Below are 12,334 nucleotides of genomic sequence, written 5' to 3'. Positions count from 1 at the left end.
GATTTGGGACGAAACGCTCGATTCCGTGGTGCCACCCAAGTGAGGCAAAGCCTCTCTCTCGATGCTGTAACGGGCATGCCCGTCTGACTTTCATCAGCTGCTCCGGGGCGGAACCTCGATGTTCCCTGCTGGCTCGCACCTGCCGCCAGCTCTCTATAAGGGTCTTCATCTCGGCTTCCCCATCTTCGCCTTTTCGTATTGTGCATTTTTCGTGCATAAGTGTATTATAGGCCATCCATTTTCAGCCGTCAAGTGTCTGCTCCGAAAAAACAGTTTTTATTTTTCTGCTTGCTTTTCTGTTTTTTTCGCGCTAGAATATAAAAAACGCCGCTTGTCCACAATGAATGGACAATATGAGGAATCAGGCGCTTCAAAAGCTGGAAAGCAGCGAATCACCCGCAAGGGATATCAAGGAATACCAAGATTCTATACGTTTTGGGAGGTTTTTTTCATGGAAGCAGGTCGCGTCTACAATTTCAATCCTGGTCCGGCAACGCTGCCGCTCGAGGTACTCAAGGAAGCACAGGCAGAGTTCCTGAACTTCAACAACAGCGGGATGTCCATCCTGGAGATCAGCCACCGCGCACCGCAGTACGCCGCTGTCCACGAGAAGGCAAAGCAGGACATCAAGGAGCTCATGGGGCTCGGCGATGACTACGAAGTGCTCTTCTGCCAGGGCGGCGCCAGCCAGCAGTTCGCGATGATCCCGCTGAACTTCGCAACGAAAGAGCATCCGGGTAGCTATGTGCTCTCCGGCAGCTTCGCCGAAAAAGCCTACAAAGAGGCCGAGCATCTCGGAGTCGGCGAAATCGTCGCCTCGAGCAAAGAGACGGGCTACCACCATGTGCCGCAGCAGCCTGAGCTCAAGATTGACCCGAACGCTGCCTACGTCCATGTCTGCTACAACAACACGATCTACGGCACAGAGTACCACTACATCCCGGAAACGAACGGCGTGCCGCTCTTCGCCGACATGTCCTCCGACATGCTCTCGCGCCCGATTGACTTCCACAAGTTCGACTTCATCTACGCCGGTGTCCAGAAGAACCTCGGCCCGGCCGGTGTCGTACTCGTCGTCGCCAAGAAGAGCCTGCTCGAAAACAGCCCTGAGTCCCTGCCGACGATGTTCCGCTACAGCACGTTCTACAAGAAGGATTCGCTTTACAACACGCCCCCAGCCTTCTGCATCTACATGGTCGGCAAGGTCGCTGCCTGGATCAAATCGCAGGGCGGCCTCGAGGAAATGGCACGCCGCAACGAGCGCAAGGCCAAGGTCGTCTACGATGCCATCGATAGCTCCAACGGCTTCTACCGCGGTCATGCTGACAAGGATAGCCGTTCCTTCATGAACGTCACCTTCCGCCTGCCGAGTGAGGAACTCGAGAAGAAGTTCATCGCCGAGGCGCTCACGCATCAGCTCAGCGGTGTCAAGGGTCACCGCAGCGTCGGCGGCATGCGCGCTTCGATCTACAACGCGATGCCGTACGAAGGCGCTGTCGCCCTTGCGGATTTCATGGAGAAATTCCGCAAAGAGAACGCCTGATTGCATTGCCTGAAAGAGCTCCCCTTGCCTGCGGCAGGGGGAGTTTTGTGTTGTTGACAAATATTGACGAAAGGAACGAATCTGATGCACCCCCGTCATATGAAACTCCTCGATCTCATCTGCCAGAACGGGCGCCTGGCCGTTACGGAACTCTCCGCAAAGCTCGGTGTATCCGAGGTCACGATACGCAAGGATCTCAACATGCTCGCCCATCAGGGCCTCCTGAAGCGCGAGCACGGCTTTGCCTGCATGGTGGCGAGCGACGACATCGGCCATCATCTCTCCTTCCACTACGAGAACAAGCGCCGCATCGCCGAGCGGGCAGCGTGCTGCGTCCAGCCTGGCGAGACGGTCATGATCGAGTCAGGCAGCTGTTGCACGCTGCTCGCCGAGGAACTCTGTGCGCGCGACTGCCACATCACCATCATCACGAATTCCGCCTTCATCGCGAGCTTCGTGCGCAAGATGCGCTCGGCCCGCATCATCCTGCTCGGCGGCAGCTACCAGAATGAAGCGCAGGTCATGGTCGGCCCGCTTGTCGGCCTCTGCGCCCGCAACTTCAAGGTGGACAAGTTCTTCCTCGGCATCGACGGCATGGACGAGCGCGGCGTCAAGAGCAGCGACCACCTGCGCATCGAAGCGGCGCAGGCCATGGCCGCCCAGGCCCGCGGCATCATCGTGCTGACGGAGTCTGTGAAATTCCACTGCGATGCGTCCGAGCTGATTTTCCCCTACGAGAACATCCGCGCCATCTACACCGACGCAGATGTCGCGGACAGCGACGTCGAGCGCTGCCAGGCGCTCGGCCCCGAGATCGTCACGGCCGCAAAGCGCCGCTCTTGAATGGCACAAAAAAAGACCTGCTGGAAGCAAAGCTCCCGGCAGGTCTTTCTTTTATCTCATAGCTCCGCGTCGCATCTCTCACTTCTTGGGGAAGTAGGAGATGTCGACCGGCTCATCCGCCGTGTGGATGATGTCGGACTCGAACATGCGGTTCCACGGGAAACGCACTTCGATGTAAGCGAGCGAGTCGATCGGCGGCAGATTTTCCTCGACGAAGCGCGTGAGCATGCGCTCGGAGCGCGTCGCCACGGCCCCCATCTTCGAGTCGAGGCTGCCGTAGACGCCATCGCCGCGCAGCCAGGTCAGCTGACGGGCAATCGTATTGCGCACGTTGGCCTGATAGGCCCAATCGTCGAGGTAGCGCGTGAGCAACAGGTCATCGACGGCCTCATCCTTCATGTGCTCGGCCATCATGCCCTCGCCGATGACGAAGCCTGTGCTGTTCGTCGGCGTGTTCCAGCCCGCATAGGCGCGCAGCTTGAAGAGCAGGCCGCGGTCGCGCAGCTCGTCCATCAGAGCATTGTCTGAGCCGTTCGCATAGGCGATATCGGCAATAGCGACAGGATATCCCTTGCCGACGTAGTCGCTGACGATGTCGGCGAAGTACTTCGTGCCCTCGCGCGGCGTGCCGTCATTGGCGCGGTCATTGGCCTCGTACGTCTTGCCGTTCGGATTCGTGTTGACCGTCAGCACGAGGTCAGCCTTCTCAGGAGACTTGACCTGCATGCCGCCAGCAGCCGTGATGGCCGCCGCGATTGAATCGCCGATCTTCTCATCGGAGTACGACGGGACCGTGAACTCGCCCTTGCCCCAGTTGTAGCGGACGTAGACGAACGGCACATCGCGGCGCATGTCATTGACGGCACGCGTGAGCAACAACATGCCGATCTCATCGATGCCCGCCATGGCCTGGAAGCGCGTCTTGCCGAGGTCCTGGCCCGCTGCGGCGAGGTGGCGGCTCTCGAGGTGCGTCTGCGAATACGGCGCATTGTCGTCGCGACCCAGCACGAAGTAGTTGAAGGCATTCTTGCGCGTCAGGTCGATCATCTTCTCGTTGGCCGCAAAGTTCTTCTCGCGGCGGCCCATCCAGTCCGCGAGCGATGCCTTTGGAATCAGGCGCTGCAGGAAGTCGTACTCCTTCTTCTCGCGGCGCGTCAGGCCCTCCATCTCCTCCTTGTCCTTGAGGACGGTGTAGCGGAAGATATCCGCGCCGTAGTTGCGGTAGTAGCCCGGCTCCTCATGGCCCGACGCCTCACCAGAGCGCGGCGTGCGCATGATCGAACCGAAGACGTAGAGTTCCATCTTCGGGTGCTCCTTGCGGAACGACTGGAAGCGGTCGGCGCGCTCGAGTACCTCTTTCTTGCTGTACTCGTGCTTGCGCGAGCCGACGAGGCTGCCGTAGAGCATCGAGTCCGACGAGATGACGGCAGCATCGGCATCCTGCGCGTTCTGCTTGAGCCAATCCCAGAGCTCATCGGGGTGACCGAGATCCGTGCGGCTGCCAAGCATGTTGTCGGGCGGCACGACGACTTCATAGCCGAGCTTGCTGATGACTTCCGCCGTCTGCTTGTCCGAGATTGGGCGGTTGTCGTGCGGGATGTAGAGGATCTTCTCTACTTTCTGTTCATTCTTGTGGTGCGCCGCGGCCTCTGGCATGCCAGTGAGCGTCACGGCGAGTGTACAGAACACTGCTGCGAGTGCTACAATCTGCTTTCTCAAAGAATCGCTCCCCTCTTATCTCATTCCATCTTTTTTATTCCAGCTGGTCGGCCAGCACGGCCACCAGCGCCTTCTTGACATCGTCGGGGACATTGAGCTTCGTGTCGAACTCGATGCCGCCGTCTTTCGGCTTGGCGCCCTCGATTTCCAGCATGTCCATGAGCTTGTGGGCCTGGTACTCTGTCTTGCCGAAGTCCGACTCGGCGAGCACCTTGCTGTAGTCAACGGTGACCGTATTGTGGCGGATGGATATCGGCAGGTCATCGGAAAGCTCCACATGGCCCACCATGCGTTCTGCCATGGCAAGCGAGACGCGTGAGAAAATCCACGACATCAAGCCGTGCTCCGGGATGTTGCGGCTGCGCACGCGGTACTTCATGTACGACTTGTCGCCCTCGTGGACGAACTCCTGGATCTCGCCCGACAGCTCGACGGGGCCGACTCTCTTCGTCTCCGCCCGGATGTCGAGGCGTCCGTTCGCATGCGACTTGATTGTCACGCCTGTGACGGAGCCGCCCTCCGGGATCTTCTTAGCAATGGCTTCATTGATGACCGAATCCGGCACGAAGAGCTTGCCCTGGCTGATCTCGAGCAGGGATTCTTTCGACCAGGTCTGCTGCAGCACCTTGATGGCCGGGCCATAATCCTTGACGGATTCCCGGACTTTCGACCAATCGACGTTCTGGATCTTCTCCATCCAGTTCGCTGGTATATCGATCATGAAAAACACCTCTATTCCTGCAGGTATCCATATTGCTGAAAAACAATACGATACTAGGATACCACAAAAACATGAAAAACAAAAATGACAGCTCCATCTTTTTCAAGATAGAGCTGTCATTCATCTCATTCCCACAGTGAAGTGGCCAGTCGATTGATCAGGCGCGGCCCGTGCGGACGGCAAGCGCATGGAGCTTCGCCGCATCAACTTTCTCGAGGTCGCCCGGGCGCATGCACCACTTCCAGTTGCCGTCCGAAGTGCCCGGTGTGTTCATGCGGGCACTGCCGTCGAGCTGCAGGAGGTCCTGCATCGGGATGACGGCGAGGCGCGCGTTCGACGCATAGGCAAAGCCGATGAGATGGCGTGCAATCTCCTCCGGCTTGCGCACATCGGCGCGCACGAGATCGGCAATGGCCTTGCGCAGCGACGGTGAGATCTCGTCCTTGAGCCAGCCGACAATCGTGTTGTTGTCGTGCGTGCCCGTATAGACGATGCTGTTCTCCGGCACAACGGTGCTCAGGCGGTGCTGGTGGTTGAGATAGAGCGTGAACTCGAGCACCTTCATGCCCGGGAAGCCGCAGTCATCGCGGAGCTTCTCGACCTCCGGCGTGATGATGCCGAGGTCCTCTGCCACAATGGGCAGGCTGCCGAGCGCGCGGCGCACCTCGTCGAAGAACGGCTTGCCAGGTCCCGGCAGCCAGCGCCCCTGGATGGCGTTCTTCGCCTTGCCGTCGACTTCCCAGTACGACTCAAAGCCGCGGAAGTGATCGATGCGCACGATGTCCACCATCGAGTAGAGCTTGTGGAAGCGCTTCTTCCACCACGTATAATTCTCCGCCTTCATGGCCTGCCAGTCATACTGCGGGTTGCCCCAGAGCTGCCCCGTCGCGCTGAAGTAATCGGGCGGTACACCGGCGACCGTATGGGCCGTGCCGTCCGGATTGAGGTCGAAGAGCTGCTGGTTGGCCCAGACATCGGCGCTGTCCTGCGCGAGGAAAATCGGCATATCGCCCATGATGCGGATGCCCTTCTCCTTTGCGTAATCGTGCAGGTGCTGCCACTGGCGGTGGAAGATGTACTGCATGAACTTCTGCAGCGCGATGTCTTCCTCCAGGCGGCTCTTCAGCGATGCGATTGCCGCCGGCTCCCGTTTCTTGACGTTCTCCGGCCAGTCCATCCAGCCCTTGTTGTCGTATTCCTTCTTGGCTGCCTCAAAAAGCGCGTAATCATCGAGCCAGTCTGCCTCCTCGCGGCAGAAGGCTTCGTAGTCCGGCTGTGCTGTTGCATCGCGCTGGAAAGCTGCAAGTGCCTTGCGCAGGCACTTGTTCTTGAAGACGCGCGCCTGCTCGAAGTCAGCCGACGAATCGAAGTCGGCATAGGTGACCTTGGCCTCCTGCTTGCTGAGCCAGCCCCTCTCGATGAGCGCATCGATGTCGATGAGCAGCGGGTTGCCCGCAAACGCCGAAGGCGACTGGTACGGCGAATAGCTGTAACCGACCGGGCCGAGCGGAAGGATCTGCCAGACGTGCTGGCCCGCCTTAGCGAGGAAGTCGACGAAGCGGTAAGCTTCTTTGCCGAAATCGCCGACGCCGTACTTTGACGGCAGCGACGTCGGATGCAGCAGGACACCGGCCTCATGCTTGTAGTGGTGCTCTGGCGGTATGTTCTGCAGCAGGAAACCCTTGAGCGGCAGGATATCGACGGTCAGCTGGCCGTTCTCGACTGTGAAGCGCGTCTCCGGGTGGAAGGCATCGGCGAAGACGCCGTCCGCAAAGTCGCCGACCTGCAACGTGACCGTCTTCGTCTCCTTGAGACTCCTGTTGAAGAGCGAGATGAAACACTCGTCCTTCGCTGGCTCGCCAAAGACATCGCGGCCGCCGCGCACGAGGCGCGCGAAGGCCATGACATCGTCCTCCGCATAGAGCGGCAACAGCTCGCCCGTCTGCAGGGCCGTGTGCTCGTTGCGCACGCGGATCATGCGCTCATAGCGGCTCCTGACGTACGTGTCGCCATTCGCCCAGTTGTAGGGGCGGCGGTTGTACGGGTCCTTGAAGCCCTGCATCGCGATCTCATCACCGTAGTAGATGCACGGCACGCCCGGATATGTCATCTGCCAGAGCGCCGCCATGAAGAGACGCGCCATGCCGAGGTTGTACTGGTCGTCCGACAGGTGCGCGCGCGACTGCTCGATGGCCGGCATGCCGTCGTAGAACGGCTCCTCACCGAGCACCGTGACGGCGCGTTCCACATCGTGGCTGCCGATGAGGTTCATCATCGCATAGAAGTTCTCGCGCGGGTAATTCTCGCGCAGGCTCTCGAAGCGGCGCAGGCTCATCTTCGCGTCTGTGCGGCCGAGCAGGAAGTCAAAGAGGATCTGGCGGAACGGGTAGTTCATCGCCGAATCCATCTCCTGCCCGCAGAGGTATTCGCGCGGCACGCCGTAGGCGACTTTGTGCGACGCATCCTCCCAGACCTCGCCGATCATGACGGCATCGGGATCTGTCTTCTTGAGCTCTGCAAAGAACGACTGCGAGAAGGCCGCCGGCAGCTCGTCGATGACATCGAGGCGCCAGCCAGCAATGCCTTCCTTCATCCAGTGGTGCAGCACGCTGTCCTTGTCGTAGATGATGAAGTCCATGTAGGAGGGCGTCGTCTCCTTGACGTCAGGCAGCGTGGAGAAATTCCACCAGCTCTCGTATTCGTAAGGGAAATTGCGGAAGTTATACCACTCAAAATAAGGGGAATCCGGTGACTGGAAGGCGCCTATCGTGTCGTACTGGCCCTCGCGGTTGAAGTAGCGGCTGTTGCTGCCCGTGTGGCTGAAGACGCCATCGATGATGATGCGGATGCCCTTGGCCTTTGCCACATCGACGAGATGGCGGAAGTCTTCATTCGAGCCGAGGATTGGGTCGATCTTGTGGTAGTCGCCCGTGTCGTAGTGATGGTTGCTCTCCGACTCGAATACCGGGTTCAGGTAGATGACCGAGATGCCAAGGCCCTTGAGATAGTCGAGTTTCTTCTCGATGCCCTTGAGATTGCCGCCGAAGAAGTCGTAGGCGACGATCTCCTTCGTGTCCGGGTCCTTGTAGTAGCACGGATCATCCTGCCAGCTGGCATGGAAGACCGCGCCCCTCTTCTCGATGATGGCATTGCCGTCGCGCGAGAAGCGGTCCGGGAAGATCTGGTACATGACAGCGTGCTTGAACCAGTCCGGCGTCTTGGCCCCCTTGTTGAATACCGTGATCTGGAACGATGGCGGCACATGGTCGTAGAGCGTGCCCATGCCGCCGAGATGTTCTGGATTGTTGCCGTAGTACCAGGTACCGTCCTCCATCGAGATGATGAAGTAATACCAGACGAGGCCTCCCTTTTCTGGCAGCGGCAGCCAACCGCTGTAGAAATGCTCCTCCTGAAACGGGTCGTCCTGCGTCTCCAAGGGAATCAGATGCTCCCCTGTCTGGTCCTGCCAGCAGCGCAGGATGACCTGCCGGATGCCCTCCTTCGTGCGCAGGCGCAGCCCCATCCTGACCTTTGATCCCGCTTCGGCCGCCCCGACGGGCGATCGGTAGTTGATATCCTGAGAATCATGCCAGACTTGATCCTGTGTCAGCATGAAAACTCCTCCTTCTCACTTACTTGCTCTATTTTCTATTTTCTCTCATGCTTCCGAGCCAGTCAGCTTCTCATAGAGTGCCTTGTATTCGCGAGCCGATTCCTTCCAGCTGTAATCCGAATTCATGGCATTCTCCACGATCTGCTTCCATTCCTCATAGTTCTCGTAGGCGCTCAGGGCGCGCTTGAGGGCATACATCATCTCATGCGCATTGTAGTCGGCGAAGCGGAAGCCATTGCCCTGCTTCGTGTACTTGTCGTACGGGATGATCGTGTCCTTGAGACCGCCCGTCTCGCGCACGACCGGCACAGAGCCGTAGCGCAGCGCGATGAGCTGGCCGATGCCGCACGGTTCGTAATTCGACGGCATCAGGAAGATATCCGAGGCCGCGTAAATGCGCTGTGCGAGCTGGTTCGAGAAGTAGATATTGGCCGAAACCTTCGTTGGGAAGCGCCAAGCCAGGCCCTTGAACCAATCCTCATACGCCTTGTCGCCCGTTCCCAGCAGGACGAACTGGATATCCTCATGCTGCAGGATCTCGTCCATCATGCGCACGACGAGGTCGAGGCCCTTCGCAGCGACGAGACGCGTGACCATGGCGACCATCGGCGTGCGGCGGCTGATTGGCAGCCCGAGGTCCTTCTGCAAGAGGACCTTGTTGTCGGCCTTGCGGTCGAGCGTCGTGACATCGTAGCCCTCGTAGAGGTTCTTGTCCTTGCTCGGGTTGTAGACATCATAGTCAATGCCGTTGACAATGCCGAAGAGCGTGTCTTGGCGGCTGCGCAGCAGGCCGTCGAGATGCTCGCCGAAGTACTCGTACTGGATCTCCTTGGCGTACGTCTTGCTGACCGTCGAGATGTAGTCGGCGTAAATCAGGCCACCCTTCATGAAGTTGACGGCATCGTAGAACTCGAGGTCGCCGTTGTTGAAGTACTTCCAATCGAGGCCGAGTACATCGCTCATGACGTTCTTCGGGAAGACGCCCTGATACTTGAGATTGTGGATCGTGTAGAGCGTGCGGATGTTCTCGTAACGCTCATCGCCCTGGTGCTCGATCTTCAGCAGAACATTGACGAGGCCAGAGTGCCAGTCATTCGTATGGATGACATCCGGCCAAAAGTCCATGGCGGGCAGCAGGTTCAGGACGGCGCGGCAGAAGAACGAGAAGCGCTCTGCATCATCGTCATAGCCGTAGAAGCCCTCGCGCTTGAAGTACTCTTCGTTGTCGACAAAGTAGTACGTGACGCCGTCGTGCTCGAGCCTGTCGAGGCCGACGAACTTGGAACGCCAGGCGACAGGGATCTCCCCGTCGTAGACATGCTCCATCGCATCGCGGAACTTCTCCGGGATTTTGCCGAATTTCGGCATGATGACGCGGACATCGACGCCCTCGGCCTTGAGAGCCTTCGGCAGCGAGCCAGCCACATCGGCAAGGCCGCCCGTCTTGGCAAAAGGCACAGCCTCAGAAGCAACATATAGAACTTTCATTCCAGAATCCCCCTCATAGTGTACATTGCAATATCGATAACAGGAACTGAACAAGATCAGGATTCACCGGCTGCGGCTTTTGCCGTCTTGCTGGCGGTCTTCTTGGCCGTTGTCTTGCGTGTCGTCTTGGCGGCCGTAGAGCGACGGCGTCGCGCCTTCTTCGGCGCAGCCTCGCCCTCTGCTGCGGCCTTGGCGGCCTTTTCGGCCTCTCTCTTGGCCTTGGCGGCAGCCTTCTCTTCCTCCGTCATGCGAGGACGGCCGCGGCGCTTCGGCTTGTCCGCAGGAGCCCCTTCCGAAGGCTCTGCTTTCTTCGCAGCCGTACGTCTCTTCACCGTCTTCTTCGGCATTGCTTCGGCGGCTTCTGCCTTGTCGGCAGAACTTTTCTCTTCATGGCCTCTGACCTCGAGCTCCGCCGGAGCCTCGTCAAAAGAATTCCGGCCAGATGCCACTTGTCCCTTGTGGCGCAGGTAGATGGTCGCCATCGGCGGGATGGTCAAGAGGATGGACTGATCGCGGTCATGCCACTTGACATCCTCCGTCTTGATCTCGCCCTCATTCTTGACACCGCTGCCGCCGAAGGTCTCATCATCCGAGTTGAACACCTCGATGTAACTGCCCTTCTCCGGCACGCCGATGCGGTAATCGTGGCGGACCTCCGGCGTGAAGTTGCAGACGGCGACGATGTAGTCGGACGGGTCCTCCGCCTTGCGGATGAAGGAGACGACGCTGTTCTCGTTGTCGTTGCAGTCGATCCACTGGAAGCCATTCCAGTCGAAGTCGACCTGCCAGAGCGCCTTGTGGTCGCAGTAGAACTTGTTGAGCGCGCGGCTGTACTCGAGCATCTTCTTGTGCATCGGATACTGCTGCGGCAGATGCCAGTCGAGGCTGTCATCGTAATTCCACTCGATGAACTGGCCGAACTCGCCGCCCATGAACAGCAGCTTCTTGCCTGGATGTGCGATCCAGTACGCGAAGAACGTGCGCAGGCCGGCAAACTTCTGCCAGTAATCGCCAGGCATCTTGCTGATCAGCGAACACTTGCCGTGCACGACCTCATCGTGCGAGAGCGGCAGCACGAAGTTCTCGCTGAACGCATACATGAAGGAGAACGTGACCTTGTCGTGGTTCCACTTGCGGTAGATCGGGTCGAGCGACATGTACTTGAGCATGTCGTTCATCCAGCCCATGTTCCACTTGTAGTTGAAGCCCATGCCACCCATGTAGACAGGCTTCGAGATCAGCGGCCAGGCCGTCGATTCCTCGGCAATCATCAAGGCCTGCGGATGGTACTTGAAGATGCTCTCATTGAGTTTCTTGAGGAAGTCCATGGCCTCGAGGTTGCCCGTGTCGCCGTACTTGTTCGGCGTCCACTCGCCGTCCTTGCGGCCATAGTTGAGGTAGAGCATATTCGCGACTGCATCGATGCGCAGACCGTCGATGTGGAACTCCTCGAACCAGAACATCGCGTTCGAGATCAGGAAGCTCTGGACCTCCGTGCGGCCGTAGTCGAAGTTTGTCGTGCCCCACTCCCAGTTCTCGGCAAGCTGCTCGTTGTCGGACTCGTAGAGCGTCTGGCCATCGAAGTGGCGCAAGCCCTGCTCATCCTTGCAGAAGTGGCCCGGGACCCAGTCCATGATGACGGCGATGCCGTTCTCATGCGCCTTGTCCACGAGATAGCGGAAGTCGTCCGGTGTGCCGAAGCGACTCGTCACGGCGTAATAACCCGTAATCTGGTAGCCCCACGAGCCATCGAAGGGATGCTCGCAGAGCGGCATGAACTCGATGTGCGTGTAGTTCATCTTCTTGACGTAGTCGATGAGCTGATCCGCGAGGTCGCGATAGGACAGGTACTCTCCATCCTTCGTGCGGCGCCAGGAGCCTGCATGCACTTCATACGTCAGCATCGGGCGCTCATAGGATGATTCCTTCTTCTTCTGCTCGAACCAGTCGCCGTCCTTCCACTCGTACTTCGAGAGGTCGTAGACGCGCGATGCCGTGTTCGGCTTTTTCTCCGCATAGAAGCCGTACGGGTCGGCCTTCATGATGCGCGGCCCTCCCCACTGCGGCTCGATCGCATACTTGTAGATGGCGCCTTCCTCGATACCTGGGACGAATACCTCCCAGATCTCGCCGTCGCGGCCGCGCGTCATCGGATTGACGCGCGTATCCCACTCATTGAAGTCACCGACGACGCTGATGGACTTCGCATGCGGTGCCCAGACAGCAAAGCGCACGCCCTTCTTGCCGTCGCTCTCGACAAAATGAGCGCCGAGCATCTCATATGCATGATAATTCGTCCCCTGATGGAAGAGATAGAGGTCGAACTCGCTTAATTCTGATGTTTTCACAATAATCCCCCTCTGTGTATCCCCTTGGAATCGGGCAGGGGCATAGCCCCTGCGATTCA

At 58.8% G+C, this 12,334-nt stretch carries 7 protein-coding genes and 1 other annotated feature; of the genes, 2 read left to right on the top strand and 5 right to left on the bottom strand.

Going from position 1 to position 12,334, the window contains the following annotated elements:
• Position 1: 1 nt before the first annotated feature.
• Positions 2-195: a binding site (T-box leader), on the bottom strand.
• A 256-nt stretch (positions 196-451) separates the two neighbouring features.
• Together serC and B2X55_RS03200 are read left to right on the top strand one after the other, a co-directional pair.
• On the top strand, positions 452-1,543 hold the full coding sequence (serC, locus tag B2X55_RS03205; protein WP_286820845.1) for a 3-phosphoserine/phosphohydroxythreonine transaminase: 1,092 nt from the start codon (positions 452-454) through the stop codon (positions 1,541-1,543).
• Positions 1,544-1,642: 99 nt separating this feature from the next.
• A complete protein-coding gene (locus tag B2X55_RS03200; RefSeq protein WP_286820844.1) occupies positions 1,643-2,386 on the top strand; it encodes a DeoR/GlpR family DNA-binding transcription regulator in 744 nt (247 codons plus the stop codon).
• A gap of 78 nt (positions 2,387-2,464) precedes the next feature.
• Here B2X55_RS03200 and B2X55_RS03195 read toward each other — a convergent pair whose 3' ends face one another.
• From B2X55_RS03195 to glgB, 5 genes are all read right to left on the bottom strand, one after another.
• Positions 2,465-4,042, bottom strand: a complete 1,578-nt coding sequence (locus B2X55_RS03195; protein WP_051652145.1) for a DUF4127 family protein — start codon at positions 4,040-4,042, stop codon at positions 2,465-2,467.
• Positions 4,043-4,139: 97 nt separating this feature from the next.
• On the bottom strand, positions 4,140-4,826 hold the full coding sequence (locus B2X55_RS03190) for a hypothetical protein (RefSeq protein ID WP_286820843.1): 687 nt from the start codon (positions 4,824-4,826) through the stop codon (positions 4,140-4,142).
• 157 nt (positions 4,827-4,983) lie between these two features.
• Positions 4,984-8,439, bottom strand: a complete 3,456-nt coding sequence (gene malQ, locus B2X55_RS03185; RefSeq protein ID WP_286820842.1) for a 4-alpha-glucanotransferase — start codon at positions 8,437-8,439, stop codon at positions 4,984-4,986.
• Positions 8,440-8,484: 45 nt separating this feature from the next.
• Positions 8,485-9,927 carry a glycogen synthase GlgA gene (gene glgA, locus B2X55_RS03180; RefSeq protein WP_286820840.1) on the bottom strand — a complete coding sequence of 481 codons (1,443 nt, stop codon included), beginning with the start codon at positions 9,925-9,927 and terminating at the stop codon, positions 8,485-8,487.
• A 56-nt stretch (positions 9,928-9,983) separates the two neighbouring features.
• Positions 9,984-12,275 (bottom strand): 1,4-alpha-glucan branching protein GlgB, encoded by a 2,292-nt coding sequence (gene glgB / locus B2X55_RS03175; protein ID WP_286820839.1) that lies wholly within the window; start codon positions 12,273-12,275, stop codon positions 9,984-9,986.
• Positions 12,276-12,334: the final 59 nt, after the last annotated feature.

It is taken from the genome of Mitsuokella sp. UBA4253 (assembly GCF_002395285.1).
In the GTDB taxonomy this organism is placed as follows: domain Bacteria; phylum Bacillota; class Negativicutes; order Selenomonadales; family Selenomonadaceae; genus Mitsuokella; species Mitsuokella jalaludinii.
The sequence above is the reverse complement of the archived record's forward strand: the minus strand, read 5'-3'. Positions and strand labels throughout refer to the sequence as shown.